Raw genomic sequence first — 26,682 nt, forward strand, 5'->3', positions numbered from 1 at the left:
TAACTGGTTAAAAAAAGGTCTGACCGATAAATCATTCAGCTGGTGCACTGGAATAATCCGAGTTTTATCTCTACAGCTTATAGAGGCTTGAGGAAATTCGTTAGATTCAGCCACTATACCGATATTAATAATAAGACTCACCTGCAAATAAGACGGTAATTTAATGATGATGAACTCTTTCTTTCCAGCAATGGTACTTATTGTGTTAGTGGGATGCTCGACACCGCCACCCGAGCAGAAAGCACAGCGGGTAAAGGTTGAGCCGCTGCGTTCATTGAATATGGAAGCATTGTGCAAGGTTCAGGCAGCAAAACGTTATAACACCGGTGAGCAAAAAATCGACGTCACCGCCTTTGAACAGTTCCAGGGAAGCTACGAAATGCGTGGTTATACCTTCCGGAAAGAGCAGTTTGTCTGTTCTTTTGACGCAGATGGCCATTTTTTGCATCTTTCCATGCGTTAAGCCCTGCTTTTTCCCGTTTCGTACTGTATATCTTCCATCCAGCGGGTATACTGATCCCTTCCTTTAAATCCACACGTATCCAGCACGAAATAATATGCAAAAGTTTGATACCAGGACCTTCCAGGGCTTGATCCTGACCTTACAGGATTACTGGGCTCGCCAGGGCTGCACCATTGTTCAACCATTGGACATGGAAGTCGGCGCGGGAACCTCTCACCCAATGACCTGTCTGCGCGCGCTGGGGCCAGAACCGATGGCGGCTGCTTATGTTCAGCCTTCTCGTCGCCCGACCGATGGTCGCTACGGCGAAAACCCCAACCGTTTACAGCACTACTATCAGTTCCAGGTGGTGATTAAGCCATCGCCGGACAATATTCAGGAGCTGTACCTCGGTTCTCTGAAAGAGCTGGGCATGGACCCGACTATCCACGATATCCGTTTCGTGGAAGATAACTGGGAAAACCCGACGCTGGGTGCCTGGGGGCTGGGCTGGGAAGTGTGGCTGAACGGCATGGAAGTGACGCAGTTCACTTACTTCCAGCAGGTTGGTGGTCTGGAGTGTAAACCGGTTACCGGCGAGATCACCTACGGTCTGGAACGTCTGGCAATGTACATTCAGGGCGTAGACAGCGTTTACGACCTGGTCTGGAGCGACGGCCCGCTGGGTAAAACCACCTACGGCGACGTGTTCCATCAGAACGAAGTGGAGCAATCCACTTACAACTTCGAATACGCGGATGTGGACTTCCTGTTCACCTGCTTCGAGCAGTACGAGAAAGAAGCGCAGCAGCTGCTGGCGCTGGAAAATCCGCTGCCGCTGCCAGCCTACGAACGTATTCTGAAAGCCGCCCACAGCTTCAACCTGCTGGATGCGCGTAAAGCCATCTCCGTCACCGAGCGTCAGCGCTACATTCTGCGCATTCGCACCCTGACCAAAGCAGTGGCAGAAGCATACTACGCTTCCCGTGAAGCCCTCGGCTTCCCGATGTGCAACAAAGATAAGTAAGAGGCGGCTATGTCTGAGAAAACTTTTCTGGTGGAAATCGGCACTGAAGAGCTGCCACCAAAAGCACTGCGCAGCCTGGCTGAGTCCTTTGCTGCGAACTTTACTGCGGAGCTGGATAACGCTGGCCTCGCACACGGCACCGTTCAATGGTTTGCTGCTCCGCGTCGTCTGGCGCTGAAAGTAGCTAACCTGGCGGAAGCACAGCCGGATCGTGAAATCGAAAAACGCGGCCCGGCGATTGCCCAGGCGTTCGACGCTGAAGGCAAGCCGAGCAAAGCGGCAGAAGGTTGGGCGCGTGGTTGCGGTATTACCGTTGACCAGGCTGAGCGTCTGACTACCGATAAAGGCGAATGGCTGCTGTATCGCGCCCATGTGAAGGGCGAAAGCACCGAAGCACTGCTGCCGAATATGGTTGCGACTTCGCTGGCGAAACTGCCGATCCCGAAACTGATGCGCTGGGGCGCGTCTGACGTACACTTCGTGCGTCCGGTACACACCGTGACCCTGCTGCTGGGCGACAAAGTCATTCCGGCAACCATTCTGGGCATTCAGTCCGATCGCGTGATTCGCGGTCACCGCTTTATGGGCGAACCGGAATTCACTATCGACAATGCCGATCAGTATCCGGAGATTCTGCGTGAGCGCGGGAAAGTCATCGCCGATTATGAAGAACGTAAGGCGAAGATTAAAGCCGATGCCGAAGAAGCAGCGCGTAAGATTGGCGGTAACGCTGACTTAAGCGAAAACCTGCTAGAAGAAGTGGCTTCTCTGGTTGAATGGCCGGTTGTGCTGACTGCGAAATTCGAAGAGAAATTCCTCGCGGTGCCATCTGAAGCCCTGGTTTACACCATGAAAGGTGATCAGAAGTACTTCCCGGTGTACGCGAACGACGGCAAACTGCTGCCGAACTTTATCTTCGTTGCCAACATCGAATCGAAAGATCCGCAGCAAATTATTTCTGGTAACGAAAAGGTTGTTCGTCCACGCCTGGCGGATGCCGAGTTCTTCTTCAACACCGACCGTAAAAAACGTCTGGAAGATAACCTGCCGCGCCTGCAAACCGTGCTGTTCCAGCAACAGCTTGGCACACTGCGTGACAAAACTGACCGCATCCAGGCACTGGCTGGCTGGATTGCTGAACAGATTGGCGCTGACGTTAACCACGCTACCCGTGCGGGCCTGCTGTCTAAGTGTGACCTGATGACCAACATGGTCTTCGAGTTCACCGACACCCAAGGCGTAATGGGGATGCACTACGCGCGTCACGATGGCGAAGCGGAAGATGTCGCGGTAGCGCTGAACGAGCAGTATCAGCCGCGTTTTGCCGGTGATGACCTGCCGTCTAACCCGGTAGCCTGTGCGCTGGCGATTGCTGACAAGATGGACACCCTGGCGGGTATCTTCGGTATTGGTCAGCATCCGAAAGGCGACAAAGACCCGTTTGCGCTGCGTCGTGCCGCACTTGGCGTGCTGCGTATTATCGTTGAGAAGAACCTCAACCTTGATCTGCAAACGCTGACCGAAGAAGCGGTGCGCTTGTACGGTGATAAGCTGACCAACGCCAACGTGGTTGATGACGTTATCGACTTTATGCTTGGTCGCTTCCGCGCCTGGTATCAGGACGAAGGTTACACCGTTGACACCATCCAGGCGGTACTGGCGCGTCGTCCGACTCGTCCGGCAGATTTCGATGCTCGTATGAAAGCAGTATCGCACTTCCGTACGCTCGATGCGGCTGCAGCACTGGCGGCGGCGAACAAACGTGTATCTAACATTCTGGCGAAATCTGACGAAGTGCTGAGCGATCGCGTGAATGCCTCTACCCTGAAAGAGCCGGAAGAAATTAAGCTGGCGATGCAGGTTGTGGTGCTGCGCGACAAACTGGAGCCGTACTTTGCTGAAGGTCGTTACCAGGATGCGCTGGTCGAACTGGCCGAGTTGCGTGAACCGGTAGATGCTTTCTTCGATAAAGTGATGGTCATGGTTGATGACAAAGATCTGCGTATCAACCGTCTGACCATGCTGGAAAAACTGCGCGAATTATTCCTGCGCGTTGCGGATATTTCGCTGTTGCAGTAATAACACTGTTATTAAATAGCCTGCCACTTGGCAGGCTTTTTTTATAGCTAAATAATACAGCTACCTTTAATAATTTTCTGCTGAATAAAAATTATCTCATATATTAATTTCATGAGATTTTTTTAGGATTTTATTAAGGAGAGGAAAGGAATTTATTACGCTAGAATAGCTGTGGGTGCTTGAGACTGTTTGTCTCAGGTATTCACCGAAAGGCAGACAGAGAAAAGCCCCACCTGACTATAAATCAAAGTGAGGCTACCTCTATGCCTGAACACCATAAGGTTAGCCTCTTACTCGTTGGAAATCAACACAGGAGGCTGGGAATGCCGCAAAAATACGGATTACTTTCTTTAATAGTGATTTGTTTCACGCTTTTATTTTTCACCTGGATGGTAAGAGATTCACTGTGTGAATTGCATATTAAACAGGGGAGTTATGAGCTGGCGGCATTTTTAGCCTGCAATTTGAAAGAGTAAGAGTCTTCGGCGGGAAGTTATTCCCGCCTTTCTTACGGTGTTGGGTATTCTCAATGCACCCTAATTTATTTCCTTGATGAATATTATTTAAAAAATGCGAATGGATTTGGCTATTAAATAGGTTTTTAATTGAGAGCATGAATGGTTCGGAGCCTTCATGAATAAACTGCTTTTACTGTTGATAATGCTTTATCAACGACATCTTTCTCCTCGCAAAGGATATCGCTGTGCTTACAGTGTGTTGCACCAAACGCAGGGATGTTCGGGAGCGGTCAAAGAGATTATTCAACAGAAAGGTGTTATTGCAGGCTGGGGCGAGATACGTCAGCGTTTTGCAGATTGCCGACTTGCGGCACAGACAATCAGGCAGAAGCAACACCTGAACGAGGTTATACGTAAAAAGAAGAATAATGATTGTGATTGTTCCGGGTGTGATGGTGCGGTCTGTCGTGATTGCCACATCCCGGTGCCGGATCTGGATTGTTCCTGGGACTGTTTTTCTCTACATATAAAGCGGTTTTTCCAATAAAAAAATCCCCGCCAAATGGCAGGGATCTTAGATTCTGTGCTTTAAAGCAGAGATTACAGGCTGGTTACGTTACCAGCTGCCGGGCCTTTAGCGCCGCTTTCGATGGTGAAGGACACTTTCTGACCTTCGTCCAGAGATTTGTAACCATCGTTCTGGATAGCAGAGAAGTGTACGAACACGTCTTTAGAACCATCGTCAGGAGTGATGAAGCCGAAGCCTTTGTCAGCGTTGAACCATTTTACGATACCAGTCATTTTACCGGACATAGTGTATTACCTTTAATAATTAAGTGTGCCTTTCGGCGATATGGCGTGCTTTACAGATTTTGAAGCGTTAAAGGAAATGTGCACTACGAGGGGTATCAACGATAACTCTTGAAGGGACTTGCCTTACTACACTGCTTTAATGGTCTGTACGTCAAACCGTTGATGTGCATTAAGCCACGCATTGGAGGTGGATGCAACAATTATTTTTCAAATTTATGATTAATCGGTCGGAAAACGGCCCTGTCATCAGGACCGTAAACATCAAAAAAGTTAATAAAACTCTATTCCATCAACTGCTTACTTAATGCCGGATTGGCCTGAATCAGACGCATTAATTTTAGTTCAGCACTGGAAGGCTTCACTCGTCTGGATTCCCATTCCTTTACCATCGCAACGGATACGCCCAAAACACGAGCGAAATCATCAATTTTTAACCCCGTTCCTTTGCGTAATTGCTCAATCTCAGTACAGGGTGTAGGTCTGTGCGTCAGGGTAATCTTCTGTGTTTCATCTTTAAAAACAATTTGTTCCAGGCTGCTCAACAGCTCAAGCATTGGATCTTTATATTCCATTGAAAACTCCTCAAATCACACTGCGGGATCGTGAATTGCATTGAAGCTCATTAAGAATAGTCGGGAAACACAGACTCAGCGGGAAGCAACCAGAGTGTGATTCGATTCAGCCTATCAATAACTGTGACTTATAGTTGCCTAACGATATGATTAATGCCGATATATTTCTCAGAATCCCGGATTGTAAAGATTCCGAAAATTTCACCTACCTAAGAGAAGTAAAGTCCTGGCTAAAAAACGCAATAGCAATGCCTGTTTTTAACAATGAAACAACAAATTAACCTTCCTTCATTTTCTACATCATTTTCCCAGGAAGATTATGCATAAAGGGTATCTTGCAAGCTTGTCCTGGACTATCCTTGTCACGTCAGACACGCGTGTGTCGTTGTGCGCTTTTTTTGGGTGAAAGGAGTAAGAAAATGGCGACAGGAAAGTCCTGCTCTCGCTGGTTTGCGCCTCTTGCGGCGTTATTAATGGTAGTTAGCCTGAGTGGGTGTTTTGATAAAGAAGGCGATCAGCGTAAAGCGTTTATCGACTTCCTGCAGAATACAGTGATGCGTAGCGGTGAACGTCTACCAACCTTGACTGCCGATCAGAAAAAACAATTTGGTCCTTTTGTCTCTGATTACGCGATTCTGTATGGCTATTCCCAACAGGTGAATCAGGCGATGGATTCCGGTCTACGTCCGGTTGTAGACAGCGTTAACGCAATTCGTGCACCACAGGATTATGTCACGCAAAGTGGTCCGCTGCGTGAAATGAACGGTTCGCTGGGTGTACTGGCGCAACAGCTACAAAATGCGAAGTTGCAGGCCGATGCTGCGCACTCTGCGCTGAAACAGACTGATGATCTGAAGCCGGTCTTTGATCAGGCATTCACCAAAGTGGTGACGACACCGGCTGATGCGTTACAACCGTTGATTCCGGCGGCACAAACCTTTACACAACAACTGGTAATGGTTGGGGACTATATTTCCCAGCAGGGTACTCAGGTAAGCTTTGTGGCGAATGGCATTCAGTTCCCGACTTCGCAGCAGGCGAGTGAATATAACAAACTGATTGCGCCATTACCGGCACAACATCAGGCGTTTAATCAGGCCTGGACCGCAGCAGTAACTGCAACCCAATAAAGAGTAAAAGCCCGGGAGATTTTCGGGCTTTTCTCCACGCAGTCGCGGTTATTCCGCGACTTGCGGATTCACACAGTTCTTCTCGACATTCCCTTGTAACGCATTAATCAAATTATCCACCGCACAGGCGGCCATGCCATAACGCGTCTCATGAGTAGCAGAACCAATATGTGGGACTGCGACGACATTTGCCATTGAGAGCAGCGGTGAATCTACTGACAGTGGCTCTTGTTCGAAGACATCCAGTCCGGCGGCGTGAATTTCCCCTTTCTGCAATGCCGCAATCAGTGCATTTTCGTCAACCACCGGTCCACGTCCTGCATTAATGAAGATGGCGGAGGATTTCATTTTGGCGAATTGTTCAGCGCCAAACAGGTGATGCGTTTCTTCAGTTAGCGGCAGGATCAGGCAAACGAAATCCGATTCTTGTAGCAGCGTATCCAGATCGCAATAACGGGCGTTAAAGCGTTCTTCAGCTTCTTTATGGTGGCGGCGAGCGTTATAGAGAATCGGCATGTTGAAGCCAAAGTGCGCCCGTTGTGCCAGTGCCATGCCAATCCGTCCCATCCCGACAATGCCAAGAGTTTTATGATGCACGTCGCTGCCGTACCAGTCCGGGCCAATGCTCGCGGTCCATTCGCCTGCTTTTACGCGTTCTGCTACCTCGACAACCCGACGCGCGGTACACAGCACCAATGCCATCAGCGTATCGGCCACCGTTTCCGTTAATACGGTTGGCGTATGCATTAGCAGGATTTTTCGGGCGGTAAGCGCATCGACATCGAAATTGTCGTAGCCTACAGAGATAGTTGATGTGGCACGCAGTTTCGGCATTTTGTCCAGCAACGCGGCATCAACATTTTCATTTGAACCTAACAAGCCCTCGGCTTCGGCAAAAATTTCCGCGTTTTGCGCAACGGTCTGTGGAGTGAGGTCTGTCACCTGGTGAACGGTGAAATGTGCTTGCAGGCGTTGCAGTAAATCATCAGGTAAGGCTTTGTAGAGGATAACGGACGGCTTCATGCTTCTCTCCATTCACTGATAAGGCGATCACCTTAGCCTGAAAAATGAAGCAGGAAAACCTAAGAATACCAGGTGATTGAATCACCACCTGGCATGAAAGTGATTACAGCGGGCTTAAGGTAATTTCTACGCGACGGTTTTGGGCTTTGCCTTCTGCGGTGCTGTTGCTGGCGATCGGGTTAGCCGGACCAAGACCCTGGGTACGAATACGGCTGGCGTCAACGCCCTGGGTGATCAACGCGCTGGCAACGGAATCTGCACGCTGCTGCGACAGACGCATGTTCAGGTCATGACCACCAGTGCTGTCGGTGTAGCCAATCACGTTAACCGCCGTTTTCGGGTACTCTTTCAGTACCATTGCAACACCGGTCAGGGTGTTAGCACCTGCTGGTTTCAGAGTGGCGCTGCTGCTGTCGAAGGTCACATTGTTCGGCATGTTGAGGATAATGTTGTCCCCGCTGCGCGTTACGCTAACGCCGGTGCCGCGCATTTTGTCGCGCAGTTTCGCTTCCTGCACATCCATGTAATAGCCAACGCCGCCGCCCAGTGCCGCGCCTGCTGCTGCGCCAATCAGTGCGCCTTTACCACGATCTTTCTTCGAAGAAGAGAGTGCGCCAATGCCCGCGCCAACGAGAGAGCCCAGACCCGCGCCAATAGCAGATTTACCCGCTTCGCGTTCGCCGGTGTAAGGGTTAGTTGTACAGCCAGATACCGCCAGAGCGCCACTCACAACGGCGGCAATAAGATAAACACGTTTCTTCATTGTTAATCCTTAATAACCTTTTTATTCTTTGCCACGGGTTTCGTGGCGGAAGATTATGCCGTGTGAATATGAAGATTATTCCTGGGAATACTCGGAAATTTGTAAGTAATATTTAACTGCTCAATACATCTAACTTTTCAGGAGCCTTTGGTTTGGCCAACTCATCCTCACGTTATTCTGTTCTTACTGCCGCCCACTGGGGCCCAATGCTGGTTGAAACCGACGGTGAAACAGTTTTCAGCTCGCGTGGTGTGTTAACCACAGGAATGGAAAACTCTTTGCAGAGTGCGGTTCGCGACCAGGTTCATAGCAATACGCGGGTGCGATTTCCGATGGTGCGTAAAGGCTTTCTTGCGTCACCAGAAAATCCACAAGGAATTCGCGGGCAAGACGAATTTGTTCGCGTGAGTTGGGATGAGGCACTGGATCTTATTCACCAACAACACAAACGCATTCGCGGAACTTATGGTCCGGCGTCGATTTTTGCCGGTTCCTACGGTTGGCGTTCAAATGGCGTGCTGCATAAAGCGTCAACCTTGTTACAACGCTATATGGCGCTGGCAGGCGGCTATACCGGCCATCTGGGGGATTATTCGACCGGCGCAGCACAGGCGATCATGCCGTATGTTGTGGGCGGCAGCGAAGTTTATCAACAGCAGACCAGCTGGCCGTTGGTACTGCAACACAGCGATGTGGTGGTGCTGTGGAGTGCTAACCCTCTAAATACGCTGAAAATTGCGTGGAATGCGTCTGATGAGCAGGGGCTTTCTTACTTTTGTGCACTGCGTGACAGTGGGAAAAAGCTGATCTGCATTGATCCAATGCGATCGGAAACCGTCGATTTCTTTGGCGACAAAATAGAGTGGGTAGCTCCACATATGGGCACCGACGTAGCACTGATGCTGGGGATCGCCCATACGCTGGTGGAAAATGGCTGGCACGACGAGGCATTTCTGGCACGTTGTACCACAGGTTATGACGTCTTCGCCGCTTATTTGCTGGGCGAGAGCGATGGCATTGCGAAAACTGCCGAATGGGCAGCAGAGATTTGTGGTGTTGGCGCAGAGAAAATCCGCGAACTGGCGGCTATTTTCCATCAAAATACCACCATGCTGATGGCTGGTTGGGGAATGCAACGCCAACAGTTTGGCGAGCAGAAACACTGGATGCTCGTCACGCTGGCGGCAATGTTGGGGCAAATCGGTACACCAGGTGGCGGTTTTGGGCTTTCTTATCATTTTGCCAACGGTGGTAATCCCACGCGCCGCGCTGCGGTGCTTTCATCCATGCAGGGCAGTTTGCCGGAGGGCACCGATGCGGTAGATAAAATCCCCGTAGCTCGCATTGTTGAAGCTCTGGAAAATCCTGGCGGCGCGTATCAACACAACGGCATGAACCGACATTTTCCGGATATTCGTTTTATCTGGTGGGCGGGCGGTGCCAACTTTACCCACCACCAGGACACTAATCGCTTGATCCGCGCCTGGCAAAAACCGGAGCTGGTGGTGATATCGGAATGTTTCTGGACGGCGGCGGCGAAACACGCCGATATCGTCCTCCCCGCGACCACCTCGTTTGAGCGTAACGATCTCACTATGACTGGTGATTACAGCAATCAGCATCTGGTGCCGATGAAGCAAGTCGTGCCGCCGCGTGACGAAGCGCGTAATGATTTTGATGTTTTTGCTGAGTTAAGTGAGCGCTGGGAGAAGGGCGGCTATACACGGTTTACGGAAGGGAAAAGTGAGCTGCAATGGCTGGAAACGTTCTATAACGTTGCGCGGCAACGTGGGGCAAGTCAGCAGGTACACTTGCCGCCGTTTGACGCGTTCTGGGAAGCCAACCAGTTAATTGAGATGCCAGAAAACCCAACCAGCGAACAGTTTATTCGGTTTGCTGATTTTCGCCGCGCCCCACAGGCGCATCCGTTAAAAACTGCCAGTGGTAAGATTGAAATCTTCTCGCAGCGTATCGCGGATTACGGTTACCCTGATTGTCCAGGGCATCCCATGTGGCTGGAGCCGGATGAGTGGCAGGGCAACGCCGAACCGGAACAGTTGCAGGTACTTTCTGCTCATCCGGCGCATCGTCTGCACAGTCAGTTGAATTACAGTTCCCTGCGCGAATTGTACGCGGTGGCAAATCGAGAACCTGTCACCATTCATCCTGTAGATGCACAGGCGCGCGGTATACAAGATGGTGATACTGTTCGGTTGTGGAACTCACGCGGGCAAATCCTTGCCGGAGCGGTGATTAGCGAAGGTATCAAACCCGGTGTGATGTGCATTCACGAAGGGGCATGGCCGGATCTGGATTTTACTGCTGGCGGGATTTGTAAGAACGGTGCGGTGAATGTACTGACCAAAGACCTCCCAAGCTCGCGGCTGGGGAATGGCTGTGCAGGTAACACGGCGCTGGCGTGGCTGGAAAAATACACCGGCCCTGAACTTACGCTTACGGCGTTTGATCCGCCTGCCAGTCCATAATCCAGGTAGGGAGTTGAGTTTCCTCCTGCCATGCGCAGTCGACAATGCGAAAGCCTTGCGCATGATAAAAACTTATCGCTGGTTGGTTTTTCTGGTAAACCTCCAGCAATAAATGGGGATGGCGTTGTTGCATATGTTGCATTAACGCCTTGCCGATACCGCGCCTGACAGCCTTCGGTGCGACAAACATCGCTGCCAGAAATCGCCCTTCCATTACGCTGACAAAACCGAGAAATTCACCGCTTTCTTCCCACACCCAGTTTTGTGCGTTAGCAAGATATGCATCACGCACCAGTGGAATGCAGTCACGCCAATAACTCTCTTCTATAAAGGGATGTCCCCAGGTTGTGCTTTCCAGCCACAGTTCAAGGATCGCGGGCAGCTCAGAACGTTGCGCTTGTCTAATCATGCCTTATTCCCCGGATGGCAACAGCAGCCAACCACATGATCGTTCACCAGCCCACTCGCCTGCATAAAGGAGTAACAAATCGTCGAGCCTACAAATTTAAAGCCACGTTTTTTCAATGCCTTAGAGAGTGCGTCGGAGGCAGGTGTCGACGAGGGGATTTCGCTCAACGTTGTGGCTTGTGTTACCTGTGGCTGATGATTTACGAACGACCAGACAAAATCGGCAAACGGTTCGCCGTTCTCTTCCATTTGCAGGTATGCACGCGCATTGCCAATAATGGCCTGAATCTTCCCGCGATGGCGGATAATCCCGGCGTCCTGAACCAGTCTTTCGACATCCTCTTCCTGCATTGCCGCAACTTTTACTGGATCGAACTGATGAAAACAGGCGCGATAATTTTCTCGTTTTTTGAGGACGGTAATCCAGGACAGCCCCGCTTGTTGACCTTCAAGGCAGATCATTTCGAACAGTTTTTTACTGTCAGTTTCAGGCACGCCCCACTCTTCATCGTGGTAGGCAATATAAAGCGGGTCCTGACTCACCCAGCCGCAACGTTCCATACTTTCCCTCGCTATGTACCTGTTCGTAAAAATTTCACCGGCTTTTCTTGACGCACCGGTGAAAAAGTCAATATTTAATACAGGACTACTATGCCCGATATCTTTCATACAATGACAATAATAATGCCGAATTCGGCTCTTCCCTGGAGTCGTGTTAATGATCATAAAAAAATGTGGTGGTTGCCAGACGTTAAGTCTACTGGCGAGCGTGGTAATCAATTCCTTTTTTCTCAACACAGCTTACGCCTGGCAACAAGAATATATCGTTGATACGCAACCCGGACATACCACGGAGCGTTACACCTGGGATAGCGATCACCAACCGGATTACAACGATATTTTGTCGCAACGTATTCAAAGCAGCCAAAGAGTGCTGGGACTGGACGTTAATCTGGCGGAAGAAACGCCTGCGGATGTAACCAGCAGCATGAGTATGGGCTGGAATTTCCCTTTATATGAACACGTTACGACTGGCCCGGTTGCCGCATTGCATTACGACGGTACGACCACTTCGATGTATAACGAGTTTGGCGACAGCACGACAATGCTGACCGATCCGTTATGGCATGCCAGCGTCAGTACGTTAGGCTGGCGTGTTGATTCCCGACTTGGCGATTTCCGCCCCTGGGCGCAAATCAGCTACAACCAGCAATTTGGTGAAAATATCTGGAAGGCTCAATCAGGCCTAAGTCGCATGACAGCGACAAATCAGAATGGTAACTGGCTCGATGTGACCGTAGGAGCCGATATGTTGCTTAACCAACATATTGCCGCCTATGCCGCGTTATCCCAGGCGGAGAATAGCGCCAATGATAGTGATTACTTGTATACCATGGGTGTTAGCGCCAGATTTTAACGAATTAGTCACAATCAAAGCCCGGCAATAACAATCATTGTAATGATAGTGGGTGCTAACTCACTCAAATAATAATTTTAATGAATGTTTGTCATGTCATTCATTCCTTAGTTAAAGCATTTCATTCCGTTCTGATGGCATTTCATGCCGTTTTTCCCCTGGCATAAAATGCACTTCGTTATGGTTGTCGGCAGAGAATCTTCCAATTTACTACTGCAGGACACTGCCATGACACCTTCAAACTATCAGCGTACCCGCTGGCTAACCCTTATCGGTACCATTATCACCCAGTTTGCGCTGGGGTCAGTTTATACCTGGAGCCTGTTTAATGGCGCGCTCTCTGCCAAACTGGATGCGCCGGTCAGTCAGGTTGCTTTCTCCTTCGGCCTGTTGAGTCTGGGGCTGGCAATTTCTTCTTCTGTGGCTGGCAAGTTACAGGAACGTTTTGGTGTCAAGCGCGTCACAATGGCTTCCGGTATTCTGCTGGGATTGGGGTTCTTTCTTACCGCGCACTCCAACAGCCTGATGATGTTGTGGTTGAGCGCTGGTGTGCTGGTTGGTCTGGCAGATGGCGCAGGTTATCTGCTGACGCTCTCTAACTGTGTGAAGTGGTTCCCGGAGCGTAAAGGGCTGATCTCCGCGTTTGCCATTGGTTCCTATGGTTTGGGTAGCCTGGGATTCAAATTTATCGACTCGCATCTGCTGGAGACGGTGGGTCTGGAAAAAACCTTTGTGATTTGGGGCGCGATTGCGCTGGTGATGATTGTCTTTGGCGCGACGTTAATGAAAGATGCACCGAAACAGGAAGTCAAAACCCATAATGGTGTAGTGGAAAATGATTTCACTCTGGCCGAGTCAATGCGTAAACCGCAATACTGGATGCTGGCGGTGATGTTCCTCACTGCCTGCATGAGCGGCCTGTATGTGATTGGTGTAGCGAAAGATATTGCTCAGAGTCTGGCGCATCTTGATGCAATTTCCGCGGCCAACGCAGTGACGGTTATTTCTATTGCTAACCTTTCTGGTCGTCTGGTGTTGGGCATTCTGTCTGACAAAATCGCCCGTATCCGCGTCATCACTATTGGACAGGTGATTTCGCTGGTGGGTATGGCAGCACTGCTGTTTGCACCATTGAATGCAGTGACGTTCTTTGCGGCGATTGCCTGTGTGGCGTTTAACTTCGGTGGCACGATTACTGTGTTCCCGTCACTGGTCAGTGAGTTTTTCGGTCTTAATAACCTGGCTAAAAACTACGGTGTGATTTACCTCGGTTTCGGTATCGGCAGCATTTGCGGCTCGCTTATCGCCTCACTGTTTGGCGGCTTCTATGTGACTTTCTACGTCATTTTTGCCCTGCTGATTTTGTCTCTGGCGCTTTCTACTACCATTCGCCAGCCAGAGCAGGAAGTATTGCGTGAAGCACATATTTAGAAATATGTGGCTACTGAAATAAATTCCACAGGGAGACGTCAGCGTCTCCCTTTTTTATAATTGAATATTAAATGAGCAATAATATTCATATGAAGAATATGTTTTGTTATTTAATATAAATCATAAATATAAATATATTCCTAAAAACACAGTGGCTATTTGATGTGTTATTTGTAATGCATTGAAGTTGAAGTAAGTTTAACTTTTTTACAAAAATACATTCTCAGTAAAATAATTTTATTTTTTAGCACCATTTGTATAATCTGCCCCCCGTTGTTATGAACAACATCAAGCATATTTATCTATATAAATGGAGTTTTACATGAAAAAGGTCGTTTTTGCCTTGTCAGTGCTGGCGTTGACTTCTGGTTCCGTATTTGCGGCGGAGTCTGGTGATGGTACTGTCAAATTTATAGGCGAGATCGTCGATGCACCTTGTGTGTTGTCAGTTGACTCTCAGAAACAGGAAGTTGTTTTGGGTCAGGTAAATAAATCTGTCTTTACTGCAATTGGGGCAAAATCTCCGTCCAAACCGTTCGAAGTTAAACTGGAAGAGTGTGATACCGGTGCCGGCAAAACTAAAGTGAAAGTTGGCTTTAGTGGTGTTGGTGATAGCGATAGCACGAATGGTAGCCTGGTGTCTCTGAGCACTGAAGCAGGTGCAGCAACTGGCGTGGGTATTGGCATTTATGACAATTCCAATACATTAATTCCGTTGAATTCTGGTACTGCTGAAACTGAAATTAAAGACGGTCAGACCGTTCTTTATTTTACTGCTAACTATGTTTCTACTAAAGACGTAGTTACTACCGGTTACGGTAATGCTGAAGTAGATTTCAACCTGACTTACGAATAATTGTTTGTCAACTGGCGGTGAGAAATCACTGCCAGAGTCATTCATTAATTCAGGGACCGAGTGATGAAAATAATTTTTTTTGCCTTGTTATTATCTATATTTGCTTCTCAATCTAGCCTGGCTGGTGGTATTGCATTAAGTTCTACTCGTGTGATCTACGACGGTAATAAGAAAGAAGCATCATTGACGATTAATAATAAGAACAAAACGGAAGAGTTTCTGGTTCAGTCATGGATAGATGACATGGCTGGTAATAAAAAAACACCATTTATTATTACCCCGCCACTGTTCAAACTTGATCCCGAAAAAAACAATGTATTACGTATTGTTAATATTAATCCAGGCCTGCCACAGGATCGCGAATCGGTCTATTGGGTTAATGTGAAGGCGATTCCTTCCAAAAGTGATGACAGTGAAAATAAAAACGTTTTGCAGATTGCTGTTCGCACCCGGATAAAACTTTTTTATCGTCCGGTAGGACTAAAAGGAGACGTGAAAACAGCACCTCATGAGTTACATTTCACACGTAGCGGCAATCAGATTCGTGTAGATAACCCAACAGTATTCAATATTACGTTTAATCAATTTTTCGTGAATGAAAGAGAAATTGAAAAATCCGGCATGGTACCTGCTAAAGGGTCATTAAATATTACATTGCCTGCTGGGGTAAGTACGATTTCTAAAATTAAATTCAATACAATCAATGATTTTGGTTCGTCTGCGGAAATGCTGACTAAAAATATTAATTGATTAATATCTTGCCTGGAGAAATTGCTTAATGTCACGGAAGACCGTTTCACATTCTTTCTCTTCCTTTTCCATCTCTGTGTTGGCGATCGCAGTTGCCAGTACGTTCTCTGTTAATGCAGGGAAATTTAACCCTCGGTTTCTTGAAGATGTACAAGGCGTTGACCAGCATGTCGATTTAACGATGTTCGAAAAAGGTCGAGAAGAGCAATTACCCGGTACTTATCGTGTCTCTGTATATGTTAATGAGCAGAGAATGGAAGCACGTACGCTTGAGTTTAAAGCGGCGACGGAGGCACAGAAAAAAGTATTGGGTGAGTCGCTGGTACCGTGCCTTAGCAAGACGCAATTGGCGGAGATGGGAGTGCGCGTTGAGAGTTTCCCTGCTCTTAATTTGGTGCCCGCAGAAGCCTGTGTAGCGTTTGATGAAATCATTCCGCTAGCGTCCAGCCGTTTCGACTTTAGCGAACAAAAACTGATATTAAGTTTTCCTCAGGCGGCAATGCAGCAAGTAGCGCGCGGCACCGTACCCGAATCTTTATGGGATGAAGGTGTCCCGGCAATACTGTTGGATTACAGTTTTAGTGGTAGCAACAGTGAATATGACTCTTCGGGTTCTTCAGGCAGCTACGTTGATGAAGAGGGGGCGGTTCATCATGATGACGGTGACGATACGCTAAAAAGCGATAGCTATTATCTTAACCTACGCAGCGGATTAAACCTTGGTGCGTGGCGGTTACGTAATTACAGTACCTGGAGTCATTCGGGTGGTAGAGACCAATGGGATAATATCGGCACTCATTTAAGCCGGGCTATTGTGCCATTTAAAGCCCAATTAACATTAGGAGATACTGCAACGCCTTCTGATATTTTTGATAGCGTTCAGATGCGTGGTGCTATGTTAGCCTCTGATGAAGATATGCTTCCTGACAGCCAGCGAGGCTTTGCGCCTATCGTTCGTGGTATTGCCAAAAGTAATGCAGAAGTAAGCATTGAACAAAACGGATATGTTATTTATCGTACCTATGTTCAACCGGGTGCCTTTGAAATTAATGATCTTTACCCTACCTCAAACAGTGGCGACCTTACGGTTATTATCAAAGAGGCTGACGGAAGCGAACAACGCTTTATTCAGCCATTTTCATCCGTTGCCATTTTCCAGCGCGAAGGCCATCTAAAATATAGCCTTGCTGCCGGTGAATACCGGGCCGGGAATTATAACAGTGATACTCCGCGTTTTGGGCAACTCGATCTTATTTATGGTTTACCGTGGGGGATAACCGCCTACGGTGGTGCATTAGTGTCTAATAATTACAATGCATTTGCGCTTGGTGTAGGTAAAAACTTTGGTTACATCGGGGCTATATCAATTGATGTCACACAGGCGAAAAGCGAACTGAATAACGATCGTGATAGCCAGGGACAATCTTATCGCTTCCTGTACTCCAAGAGCTTTGAAAGCGGTACTGATTTTCGCCTGGCTGGCTACAAATATTCTACCAGTGGTTTCTATACTTTCCAGGAAGCCACAGATGTACGCAGTGATGCTGACAGTGACTATAGCCGCTATCACAAACGTAGCGAAATTCAGGGTAACCTGACGCAGCAATTAGGTTCATATGGCTCAGTCTATTTAAATTTAACCCAGCAAGATTACTGGAACGACGTAGGTAAACAGAACTCGGTGTCAGCGGGTTATAACGGCCGTATTGGCAGAGTCAGTTACAGCATTGCGTATAGCTGGAATAAAAGTCCTGAGTGGGATGAAAGCGACCGCTTATTGTCTCTTAATATTTCGGTACCACTGGGTCGAGCCTGGAGTAACTATCGCGTTACTACCGACCAGGATGGTCGGACAAATCAACAGGTTGGGGTAAGCGGCACGCTGCTTGAGGATCGCAACCTGAACTACAGTATCCAGGAAGGCTACGCAAGCGATGGCGTAGGTAATAGTGGCAATGCGAACGTCGGGTATCAGGGTGGTTCCGGCAATGTCAACGTAGGCTATAGCTACGGGAGAGATTATCGGCAACTCAACTACAGCGTTCGTGGCGGCGTAATTGTTCACAGCGAAGGCGTGACACTTTCTCAACCGTTAGGCGAAACCATGACACTTATCTCCGCGCCCGGTGCGCGCAATGCCCGCGTGGTGAATAACGGCGGCGTTCAGGTTGACTGGATGGGCAACGCGGTTGTGCCTTACGCCATGCCTTATCGTGAAAACGAAATCTCACTGCGTAGCGATTCGTTGGGGGAAGATGTTGATATAGAGAATGCTTTTCAGAAAGTGGTCCCGACTCGCGGAGCCATTGTCAAAGCTCGGTTTGATACTCGTGTCGGTTATCGTGTGTTAATGATACTACTCCGCTCAACAGGTAGTCATGTTCCTTTCGGCGCAACAGCGACATTAATGGACGATGAAAAGGCCGGAGTAAGTAGCATCGTAGGTGAAGAAGGGCAACTCTATATAAGTGGGATGCCAGAAGAAGGGCGTGTACTGATTAAATGGGGTAATGACACAGCACAGCAATGCATTGCGTCATACAAATTATCCGTAGAATTAAAACAGGGCGGAATTATTCCTGTGTCGGCTAATTGCCAGTAAGCAAGGAGAGCGAAATGAAAGCGGCAATAGCATTATCCTTATTAGGATGTGTATCAGGATTTTCAGGTGAGGCATTTGCTGCGGACTGGGGGGCATGCGCTGCCGAAGGCGGCATGGTGTATGACTATCCTGTGGCGGTAAATGTTGATGTAAACGATGCAAGTAAAAATACCGCAGGTACAGAGTTAAAACTCGCGACGACCTGGGCAAATGGAACACGTTTCAATATGGTATGCGAATGTCCGGATCCATCAACCTATACAAAAGAAGTTGATACCTATGTATGGGGGCAAAGCTTGCTCAGTGTAACCACCAGGAAAATAAATGGTGAGCAATACTACCGGCTTGTACCTGAACTGGAAGTGATGACGATGATTCAGGCTCCTAATGTAATGGTTCATGTACCCCAAAAAAATGTTCAAATTCCAAATAACTATAATGCTCATGACTGCACAGGTGGAAACAATGGGCAATATGGTTCGAATGGATATTTATCCTTTGTGATTAGTAAACCTATTGAGGGTGAAGTTGATATTCCAAAAACAACCGTTGTGGCTTTATATGCAACCAAGAAAAAAGGAACCTACAGTTCACAACCTATATCGACGGTAAGTATTTCCGGACGGCTAACGATTACTCAGGGTTGTGAAATTAAACCAGGAACTGTTCTGGATGTGCCATTTGGTGAATATCCCTCCTCGGCATTTAAAAATAGACGTGGACAGGCACCTGTCGGCGGTACGGAGCACGAAATTAACCTCGGCTTTGACTGTAATAATATCTCTGATGGCATCAAGGTATCGTTAAGGCTAGAAGGGACAACAAATAGTGCCGATAACCGAGCTGTAGATATGGGGAATCCCGATATCGGTGTGTTGGTAAAAGACTCCAGTGGCAAGGTTCTTATACCTAATGATGCCAATAGCACCACGTTATTAGATTTGAGCCGTCTGGACACAGCAACGCACCGAAATGCGACGATCAGGCTACTGGCAATACCTATTAGTACAACCGGCAATGCTCCACAAGGTGGGACATTTGAAGGTGTTACGACTGTGCACCTGGAAATGGAGTGATGCTATGAAACTCCAATTATTGCTGAATAGTGGTATCGTCGGTATGAGTCTGTTTATCTGCGGGGTGAAGGCGGCGACGGATCTTGGCCCGGTAGGGGATATTCATTTCTCCATCACTATTACCACTAAAGCTTGCGAGATGGAAAAGAGTGATCTTGAAGTCGACATGGGAACAATGATGCTGCCAAAACATGCAGCAGTCGGTACGGTATTAAGTAAAAAGGATTTCACCATTGAGCTCAAAGAGTGCGATGGGATATCTAAAGCAACGGTTGAAATGGACAGTCAGCCTGATACAGATGATGATTCCTTTTTCGCGCTGGAGAGTGGTGGTGCGACAGGCGTTGCGTTAAAAATTGAAGACGATAAAGGAACTCAACAAATCCCCAAAGCTACAGGTGGTACACCTATTGAATGGGCAATTTCTGGCGAAACGACTTCGCTTCACTATCAGGCAAGCTACATTGTTGTAAACAGCCAGCCTAAAGGGGGCACGGCAGACGCTCTTGTGAATTTTTCTATAACGTATGAATAATTTACAGGGTCATTTATTGGGCCAGGAAACTGGCCCTTTCTACTGCTTTTTGTAACGCTAAAGTCTTTTTTCATACTTGTATTTTTGTAAATTTGTGCTTCAAGTACACTCTTTCCCCACACTTTTTCCCTTTGCTGTGGTCTACTTATCAGCGTGTGCAGATTTTCCTTATCTGACGACCTTCGCACTTTTCCCTTGCCTGGCTTGAAAGGCCATAATGCAGGGTGTTATCACCTGTTTTTCCAGGGTTTGTTTGCATGAGATATATCAAAACGATAACGCAGCAAAAGCTAAGCTTTTTGCTCGCTGTCTATATCGGTCTGTTTATGAATTGCGCAGTCTATTTCCGTCGGTTTGACGGTTACGCGCATAACTTCACTTTTCTTAATGGCGTCTCGGCGGTTATCGAACTGGCAGGGACGGTTCTGGCAACCTTCTTCTTTTTGCGCTTAATTTCACTCTTTGGCAGAACGGCCTGGAAAGTGCTGGCTTCATTGCTGGTGCTGATTTCTGCCGGGGCCAGCTACTACATGACATTTATGAACGTCATGATTGGCTATGGGATAGTCGCTTCGGTGATGACCACCGACATTGACCTGTCGAAAGAAGTGGTTGGCTGGACGCTTATCGCATGGGTTGTACTGGTGAGTATTATCCCGTTGCTATTTATCTGGATGAACCGCTCACAAGACACCTTCTGGCGCCAACTTTGTACCCCGAAAACTCGCTGGCGTAGTGCGCTTACCGTGCTTTTGGCGGGCTTGTTGGTATGGGGTCCAATTCGTCTGATGGATGTAGTGCAAAAGCGTGCAGACCGTTTGGCCGGAGTGGATATGCCAAGCTACGGCGGCGTGCTGGCGAACTCTTATTTGCCTTCGAACTGGCTTTCTGCGTTGGGGCTGTATGCCTGGGCGCAAGTGGATGAATCGTCAGACAATCGGTCGCTGATGAATCCGGCAAAAAAATTCACCTATACCCCGACGCAAAATCTCGACGATACCTATGTGGTTTTCATTATTGGCGAAACTACGCGTTGGGATCATATGGGGATGCTGGGCTACGAGCGGGATACCACGCCGAAGCTGGCCAAAGAGAAAAACCTGGTGATGTACCGTGGTTATTCTTGTGATACCGCGACTAAATTATCACTACGCTGTATGTTTGTGCGTGAAGGCGGAACGGAAGATAACCCACAACGTACGCTTAAAGAGCAGAACGTATTTGCGGTTCTCAAACAGCTGGGCTTTAGCTCTGATTTGTACGCCATGCAGAGTGAGATGTGGTTCTACAGCAACACCATGGCTGACAACATTGCCTATCGCGAGCAAATTGCAGCAGAGCCGCGTAACCGTGGGAAAGCGGTAGACGATATGTTGCTGGTCAATGAAATCGAGCGTTCTCTGGAGAAAAAACCAGAAGGTAAGCATCTGATTGTGCTGCATACCAAAGGTTCGCACTACAACTATACTCAACGTTACCCTCGTGAGTTTGCCCAGTGGAAGCCAGAGTGCTATGCCATTGATCGCAAATGCCCACGAGCGCCGATGATTAACTCATACGATAACTCCATCACCTATGTTGATCATTTTATCGACACAGTTATCGACAAATTCCGCGATAAGAAGGCCATTATTTTCTATGCAGCGGACCACGGTGAGTCAATTAACGAGCGTGAACACTTGCATGGCACACCACGCGAATATGCGCCACCGGAGCAGTTCCGCGTACCGATGATGGTCTGGATGTCGGATAAATATCTGGAGAATCCGGCCAACGCGCAGGCATTCGCGCAATTGAAGAAAGAAGCGGATATCAAAGTGCCACGCCGTCATGTAGAACTGTACGACACCATTTTAGGTTGCCTTGGTTATACTTCACCGGACGGTGGTATCAACGAAAACAACAACTGGTGTCGAATCCCTCAGGCGAAGAAAGCAGAAGCTAACTAAATGCACTGCTGAGTTTCTCGCCGATCAAAAAGCATTTTGCTATTAAGGGATTGACGAGGGCGTATCTGCGCAGTAAGATGCGCCCCGCATTCGGTGATTGGCGCAGCCTGGTAGCGCACTTCGTTCGGGACGAAGGGGTCGGAGGTTCGAATCCTCTATCACCGACCAAATTCGAAAAGCCTGCTCAGTGAGCAGGCTTTTTTGAATCTGTAGCCTAATGAGGATGAGAACCTCCGGGGGCAGGGAGGTTCGACTCGAGCGAAGCGAGAGAACGTTGCGTCAGCAACGGCCCGCAGGGCGAGCCACGAAGTGGCGAGTAATCCTCTATCACCGACCAAATTCGAAAAGCCTGCTCAGTGAGCAGGCTTTTTTGCATTTGTAGCCTCATGAGGATGAGAACCTCCGGGGGCAGGGAGGTTCGACTCGAGCGAAGCGAGAGAACGTTGCGTCAGCAACGGCCCGCAGGGCGAGGCACGAAGTGGCGAGTAATCCTCTATCACCGACCAATTTAGAAAAACCAGCCTACGGGCTGGTTTTTTGCTTTCTGTAACCCGCTCGAACGTAGGCCTGATAAGACGCGGCAGCGTCGCATCAGGCAATGGCAGCACACATTTCCCTGCCAAATTTGCGCCCCATATCTCACTATCCATTAACGGATTTGTGACAGAAACCATTGTCTTTTTTTATATTTGCTTAAATCTTTTTTTGCGTTACTTATGGCTGGCGCTGGCATTTTCCGCTGTGCGTTTTAGCGTTCATGGTATTAATCGCTCAGATATCCACCTTTCCCTCAGATTTTTTTCATTAAATGCATAAAACTTAATCACCAATTGTTGCTAAATATTAAGCTGATTGTTCTGGTTATGTTGGCGTAGCACAAATTTCTCTGCTGCAAATAGTTGTTTGAAGTTTTTTTAATCTTTGTTTGTGGATTCTCACCGTTGGTGTAAATCCCGGTGGGCTGTATTGACGTTTTCACATTCTGTTGACAGATTGTAGGTCACGAGGGGCATTTTATGGAGGATCCGCACTGTAACACTGATGTTAATTAGTACGGCATCCCCACCTCATAACGTTGACCCGACCGGGCAAAAAACAAAAAAGGTCAGGCAGCGACAACCCACTGCAAAGGGTTAAAACAACAAACATCACAATTGGAGCAGAATAATGCGTATTTCCTTGAAAAAGTCAGGGATGCTGAAGCTTGGTCTCAGCCTGGTGGCTATGACCGTCGCAGCAAGTGTTCAGGCTAAAACTCTGGTTTATTGCTCAGAAGGATCTCCGGAAGGGTTTAACCCGCAGCTGTTTACCTCCGGTACCACCTATGACGCCTCTTCCGTACCGCTTTATAACCGTCTGGTTGAATTTAAAATCGGCACCACCGAAGTGATTCCGGGCCTCGCTGAAAAGTGGGAAGTCAGCGATGACGGTAAAACCTATACCTTCCATCTGCGTAAAGGTGTGAAGTGGCACGACAACAAAGAATTCAAACCGACGCGCGAACTGAACGCTGATGACGTGGTGTTCTCGTTCGACCGTCAGAAAAACGCGCAAAACCCGTACCATAAAGTTTCTGGCGGCAGCTACGAATACTTCGAAGGCATGGGTTTGCCGGAGCTGATCAGCGAAGTGAAAAAGGTGGACGACAACACCGTTCAGTTCGTGCTGACTCGCCCGGAAGCGCCGTTCCTCGCTGACCTGGCAATGGACTTCGCCTCTATTCTGTCAAAAGAATATGCTGATGCGATGATGAAAGCCGGTACACCGGAAAAACTGGACCTCAACCCAATCGGCACCGGTCCGTTCCAGTTACAGCAGTATCAAAAAGATTCCCGTATTCGCTACAAAGCGTTTGATGGCTACTGGGGTACCAAACCGCAGATCGATACGCTGGTCTTCTCTATTACCCCTGACGCTTCCGTGCGTTACGCTAAATTGCAGAAAAATGAATGCCAGGTAATGCCGTACCCGAACCCGGCAGATATCGCTCGCATGAAGCAGGATAAATCCATCAACCTGATGGAAATGCCGGGGCTGAACGTCGGTTATCTCTCGTATAACGTGCAGAAAAAACCACTGGATGACGTGAAAGTTCGCCAGGCTCTGACCTACGCGGTGAACAAAGACGCGATCATCAAAGCGGTTTATCAGGGCGCGGGCGTGGCAGCGAAAAACCTGATCCCGCCAACCATGTGGGGCTATAACGATGACGTTCAGGACTACACCTACGATCCTGAAAAAGCGAAAGCCTTGCTGAAAGAAGCGGGTCTGGAAAAAGGTTTCTCCATCGACCTGTGGGCTATGCCAGTACAACGTCCGTATAACCCGAACGCTCGCCGCATGGCAGAGATGATTCAGGCTGACTGGGCGAAAGTCGGCGTGCAGGCCAAAATCGTCACCTACGAATGGGGTGAGTATCTCAAGCGTGCGAAAGATGGCGAGCACCAGACGGTAATGATGGGCTGGACTGGCGATAACGGGGATCCGGATAACTTCTTCGCCACCCTGTTCAGCTGCGCCGCCTCTGAACAAGGCTCCAACTACTCAAAATGGTGCTACAAACCGTTTGAAGATCTAATTCAACCGGCGCGTGCCACCGACGACCACAACAAGCGTGTTGAACTGTACAAACAAGCACAGGTGGTGATGCACGATCAGGCTCCGGCACTGATCATCGCTCACTCCACCGTGTTTGAACCGGTACGCAAAGAAGTTAAAGGCTATGTGGTTGATCCATTAGGCAAACATCACTTCGAAAACGTCTCTATCGAATAATTAAAAGCCATACCCGGTGGCGCAGTGCCTCTGCGTGCAGCGCCATCCGGCAGCAATACTTCATTACCTGCCCGACCTGGGCGGGAATTGATTTGTGAGCAATACAGACACGCAGTTCCAGGCTGCGGGTCACTACAGAGAATCCGGGTTATGTTGCAGTTTATTCTCCGACGTTTGGGACTCGTCATCCCCACGTTTATCGGTATTACCCTTCTCACATTTGCCTTTGTCCACATGATCCCGGGCGATCCGGTGATGATCATGGCGGGCGAGCGTGGGATCTCCCCAGAGCGTCACGCGCAATTGCTGGCAGAACTCGGCTTAGATAAACCGATGTGGCAGCAGTATCTCCATTACATTTGGGGCGTAATGCACGGCGATTTAGGCATTTCGATGAAAAGCCGCATCCCGGTTTGGGAAGAGTTCGTGCCGCGCTTCCAGGCCACGCTGGAACTTGGTGTCTGCGCGATGATTTTTGCTACGGCAGTCGGTATTCCGGTTGGTGTGCTGGCTGCGGTTAAACGCGGTTCCATTTTCGATCACACTGCGGTTGGCCTGGCGCTGACCGGCTACTCGATGCCGATCTTCTGGTGGGGCATGATGCTGATCATGCTGGTTTCGGTGCACTGGAACCTGACGCCTGTCTCCGGTCGCGTGAGCGACATGGTGTTCCTCGATGATTCCAATCCGTTAACCGGTTTTATGCTGATCGACACCGCTATCTGGGGTGAAGACGGTAACTTTATCGATGCCGTCGCCCATATGATCTTACCGGCGATGGTGCTGGGCACAATTCCGCTGGCGGTTATCGTTCGTATGACGCGCTCCTCAATGCTGGAAGTGCTGGGTGAGGATTACATCCGCACCGCGCGCGCTAAAGGGCTAACCCGGATGCGGGTGATTATCGTCCATGCGCTGCGTAACGCGATGCTGCCGGTGGTGACTGTTATCGGCCTGCAGGTGGGAACATTGCTGGCGGGGGCGATTCTGACCGAAACCATCTTCTCGTGGCCCGGTCTTGGGCGCTGGTTGATTGACGCACTGCAACGCCGCGACTATCCGGTAGTGCAGGGCGGCGTATTGCTGGTGGCGACGATGATTATCCTCGTCAACCTGCTGGTCGATCTGCTGTACGGCGTGGTGAACCCGCGTATTCGTCATAAGAAGTAAGGGGACATCATGTCACAGGTTACTGAAAATAAAGTGATTACCGCACCGGTGCCGATGACCCCGTTACAGGAGTTCTGGCACTATTTTAAACGCAACAAAGGCGCGGTTGTCGGGCTGGTTTACGTCGTCATCGTGCTGTTTATCGCGATCTTTGCCAACTGGATTGCGCCGTATAACCCGGCGGAACAGTTCCGCGATGCGCTACTCGCCCCGCCAGCCTGGCAGGAAGGCGGCAGCATGGCGCACTTGCTCGGTACAGATGACGTCGGTCGTGACGTTATGTCGCGCCTGATGTATGGCGCGCGCTTGTCGCTGCTGGTTGGCTGTCTGGTGGTGGTGTTATCGCTGATTATGGGCGTTATTCTCGGCCTGATCGCCGGTTACTTTGGCGGCCTGGTCGATAACATCATCATGCGCGTGGTCGATATCATGCTGGCGCTGCCAAGTCTGCTGCTGGCGCTGGTGCTGGTGGCGATTTTCGGCCCGTCGATTGGTAACGCCGCGCTGGCGCTAACCTTCGTTGCCTTGCCGCACTATGTGCGCTTAACTCGCGCCGCCGTGCTGGTGGAGGTGAATCGCGATTACGTCACCGCGTCTCGCGTGGCAGGTGCCGGGGCGCTGCGCCAGATGTTTATCAATATTCTTCCCAACTGCCTTGCACCGTTGATTGTTCAGGCGTCGCTCGGTTTCTCTAACGCCATTCTCGATATGGCTGCTCTTGGTTTCCTCGGCATGGGGGCGCAGCCGCCAACACCGGAGTGGGGCACCATGCTCTCCGATGTGTTGCAGTTCGCGCAAAGCGCCTGGTGGGTCGTGACCTTCCCGGGTCTGGCGATCCTGCTGACGGTGCTGGCATTTAACCTGATGGGTGACGGTCTGCGTGACGCGCTCGATCCCAAACTGAAGCAGTAAGAGGTTCG

24 protein-coding genes, 1 tRNA gene and 2 other RNA genes are annotated in these 26,682 nt (G+C 49.1%); 21 read left to right on the forward strand and 6 right to left on the reverse strand.

Features of this window, described 5'->3' with window-relative positions; all coding sequences use genetic code 11:
- The first annotated feature begins 163 nt into the window (after positions 1-163).
- The 5 genes from FEK42_RS17785 to yidD all read left to right on the forward strand — a co-directional run bounded on the left by FEK42_RS17785 (position 164) and on the right by yidD (position 4,553).
- On the forward strand, positions 164-463 hold the full coding sequence (locus FEK42_RS17785; RefSeq protein WP_135493120.1) for a YsaB family lipoprotein: 300 nt from the start codon (positions 164-166) through the stop codon (positions 461-463).
- A gap of 94 nt (positions 464-557) precedes the next feature.
- Positions 558-1,469 carry a glycine--tRNA ligase subunit alpha gene (gene glyQ / locus FEK42_RS17790; RefSeq protein ID WP_001168544.1) on the forward strand — a complete coding sequence of 304 codons (912 nt, stop codon included), beginning with the start codon at positions 558-560 and terminating at the stop codon, positions 1,467-1,469.
- A gap of 9 nt (positions 1,470-1,478) precedes the next feature.
- Positions 1,479-3,548 (forward strand): glycine--tRNA ligase subunit beta, encoded by a 2,070-nt coding sequence (glyS, locus tag FEK42_RS17795; RefSeq protein WP_135408262.1) that lies wholly within the window; start codon positions 1,479-1,481, stop codon positions 3,546-3,548.
- A 323-nt stretch (positions 3,549-3,871) separates the two neighbouring features.
- Positions 3,872-4,024: a type I toxin-antitoxin system toxin HokA gene (gene hokA / locus FEK42_RS17800; protein ID WP_001135725.1), complete on the forward strand. Its 153-nt coding sequence runs from the start codon at positions 3,872-3,874 to the stop codon at positions 4,022-4,024.
- 157 nt (positions 4,025-4,181) lie between these two features.
- Entirely contained in the window at positions 4,182-4,553 is a 372-nt protein-coding gene (gene yidD / locus FEK42_RS17805; RefSeq protein WP_135493119.1) for a membrane protein insertion efficiency factor YidD, read from the forward strand.
- Positions 4,554-4,606: 53 nt separating this feature from the next.
- On the opposite strand, the gene cspA is transcribed toward yidD, so the two are convergent.
- Together cspA and FEK42_RS17815 are read right to left on the reverse strand one after the other, a co-directional pair.
- Complete coding sequence (gene cspA / locus FEK42_RS17810; RefSeq protein WP_000014594.1) at positions 4,607-4,819, reverse strand: RNA chaperone/antiterminator CspA; 213 nt, start codon at positions 4,817-4,819, stop codon at positions 4,607-4,609.
- Positions 4,820-5,100: 281 nt separating this feature from the next.
- Positions 5,101-5,391: an HTH-type transcriptional regulator gene (locus FEK42_RS17815; RefSeq protein WP_130216258.1), complete on the reverse strand. Its 291-nt coding sequence runs from the start codon at positions 5,389-5,391 to the stop codon at positions 5,101-5,103.
- Positions 5,392-5,810: 419 nt separating this feature from the next.
- On the opposite strand from FEK42_RS17815, the gene FEK42_RS17820 reads away from it, so the two are divergent.
- Positions 5,811-6,521 (forward strand): DUF3053 domain-containing protein, encoded by a 711-nt coding sequence (locus FEK42_RS17820; RefSeq protein ID WP_130210058.1) that lies wholly within the window; start codon positions 5,811-5,813, stop codon positions 6,519-6,521.
- 48 nt (positions 6,522-6,569) lie between these two features.
- On the opposite strand, the gene ghrB is transcribed toward FEK42_RS17820, so the two are convergent.
- Complete coding sequence (gene ghrB, locus FEK42_RS17825) at positions 6,570-7,544, reverse strand: glyoxylate/hydroxypyruvate reductase GhrB (RefSeq protein ID WP_130210060.1); 975 nt, start codon at positions 7,542-7,544, stop codon at positions 6,570-6,572.
- A gap of 103 nt (positions 7,545-7,647) precedes the next feature.
- On the reverse strand, positions 7,648-8,307 hold the full coding sequence (locus FEK42_RS17830) for an OmpA family lipoprotein (protein WP_000747625.1): 660 nt from the start codon (positions 8,305-8,307) through the stop codon (positions 7,648-7,650).
- A gap of 152 nt (positions 8,308-8,459) precedes the next feature.
- Here FEK42_RS17830 and bisC point away from each other — a divergent pair, with 152 nt between their 5' ends.
- A complete protein-coding gene (gene bisC / locus FEK42_RS17835; RefSeq protein ID WP_135493118.1) occupies positions 8,460-10,793 on the forward strand; it encodes a biotin sulfoxide reductase in 2,334 nt (777 codons plus the stop codon).
- Here bisC and FEK42_RS17840 read toward each other — a convergent pair.
- Entirely contained in the window at positions 10,762-11,202 is a 441-nt protein-coding gene (locus FEK42_RS17840; protein ID WP_130210064.1) for an N-acetyltransferase, read from the reverse strand. The two genes, bisC and FEK42_RS17840, sit on opposite strands and share 32 nt — an antisense overlap.
- A complete protein-coding gene (gene tag, locus FEK42_RS17845; RefSeq protein WP_138211907.1) occupies positions 11,199-11,762 on the reverse strand; it encodes a DNA-3-methyladenine glycosylase I in 564 nt (187 codons plus the stop codon). The genes FEK42_RS17840 and tag overlap by 4 nt, the downstream gene beginning before the upstream one ends.
- A gap of 157 nt (positions 11,763-11,919) precedes the next feature.
- Between tag and FEK42_RS17850 the strand changes: the two genes are divergently transcribed.
- The 14 genes from FEK42_RS17850 to dppC all read left to right on the forward strand — a co-directional run bounded on the left by FEK42_RS17850 (position 11,920) and on the right by dppC (position 26,674).
- Complete coding sequence (locus tag FEK42_RS17850; RefSeq protein ID WP_138211908.1) at positions 11,920-12,618, forward strand: autotransporter outer membrane beta-barrel domain-containing protein; 699 nt, start codon at positions 11,920-11,922, stop codon at positions 12,616-12,618.
- 228 nt (positions 12,619-12,846) lie between these two features.
- Entirely contained in the window at positions 12,847-14,049 is a 1,203-nt protein-coding gene (locus tag FEK42_RS17855; RefSeq protein ID WP_135491247.1) for an MFS transporter, read from the forward strand.
- Positions 14,050-14,371: 322 nt separating this feature from the next.
- Positions 14,372-14,905: a long polar fimbrial major subunit LpfA gene (lpfA, locus tag FEK42_RS17860; protein WP_138211909.1), complete on the forward strand. Its 534-nt coding sequence runs from the start codon at positions 14,372-14,374 to the stop codon at positions 14,903-14,905.
- Positions 14,906-14,968: 63 nt separating this feature from the next.
- Positions 14,969-15,655 (forward strand): long polar fimbrial biogenesis chaperone LpfB, encoded by a 687-nt coding sequence (gene lpfB / locus FEK42_RS17865; protein WP_135493115.1) that lies wholly within the window; start codon positions 14,969-14,971, stop codon positions 15,653-15,655.
- A 28-nt stretch (positions 15,656-15,683) separates the two neighbouring features.
- A complete protein-coding gene (lpfC, locus tag FEK42_RS17870; RefSeq protein ID WP_135493114.1) occupies positions 15,684-18,257 on the forward strand; it encodes an outer membrane usher protein LpfC in 2,574 nt (857 codons plus the stop codon).
- Between the two features lie 14 nt (positions 18,258-18,271).
- Positions 18,272-19,333: a fimbrial protein gene (locus FEK42_RS17875; protein ID WP_135493113.1), complete on the forward strand. Its 1,062-nt coding sequence runs from the start codon at positions 18,272-18,274 to the stop codon at positions 19,331-19,333.
- A 4-nt stretch (positions 19,334-19,337) separates the two neighbouring features.
- Positions 19,338-19,868 (forward strand): long polar fimbrial protein LpfE, encoded by a 531-nt coding sequence (gene lpfE, locus FEK42_RS17880; RefSeq protein WP_135493112.1) that lies wholly within the window; start codon positions 19,338-19,340, stop codon positions 19,866-19,868.
- 257 nt (positions 19,869-20,125) lie between these two features.
- Positions 20,126-21,817, forward strand: a complete 1,692-nt coding sequence (gene eptB, locus FEK42_RS17885) for a kdo(2)-lipid A phosphoethanolamine 7''-transferase (protein WP_130260123.1) — start codon at positions 20,126-20,128, stop codon at positions 21,815-21,817.
- A gap of 91 nt (positions 21,818-21,908) precedes the next feature.
- Positions 21,909-21,985, forward strand: a tRNA-Pro gene (locus FEK42_RS17890).
- A 34-nt stretch (positions 21,986-22,019) separates the two neighbouring features.
- Positions 22,020-22,154: non-coding RNA, RtT sRNA (locus FEK42_RS17895), on the forward strand.
- Between the two features lie 35 nt (positions 22,155-22,189).
- Positions 22,190-22,323, forward strand: a non-coding RNA gene (locus FEK42_RS17900) — RtT sRNA.
- Positions 22,324-22,984: 661 nt separating this feature from the next.
- Positions 22,985-24,592: a dipeptide ABC transporter substrate-binding protein DppA gene (dppA, locus tag FEK42_RS17905; RefSeq protein WP_016262652.1), complete on the forward strand. Its 1,608-nt coding sequence runs from the start codon at positions 22,985-22,987 to the stop codon at positions 24,590-24,592.
- A gap of 150 nt (positions 24,593-24,742) precedes the next feature.
- Positions 24,743-25,762, forward strand: a complete 1,020-nt coding sequence (gene dppB / locus FEK42_RS17915; RefSeq protein ID WP_000938857.1) for a dipeptide ABC transporter permease DppB — start codon at positions 24,743-24,745, stop codon at positions 25,760-25,762.
- Between the two features lie 9 nt (positions 25,763-25,771).
- Positions 25,772-26,674 (forward strand): dipeptide ABC transporter permease DppC, encoded by a 903-nt coding sequence (gene dppC / locus FEK42_RS17920; RefSeq protein ID WP_000084683.1) that lies wholly within the window; start codon positions 25,772-25,774, stop codon positions 26,672-26,674.
- Positions 26,675-26,682: the final 8 nt, after the last annotated feature.

The organism is Escherichia sp. E2748, assembly GCF_005781125.1.
In the GTDB taxonomy this organism is placed as follows: domain Bacteria; phylum Pseudomonadota; class Gammaproteobacteria; order Enterobacterales; family Enterobacteriaceae; genus Escherichia.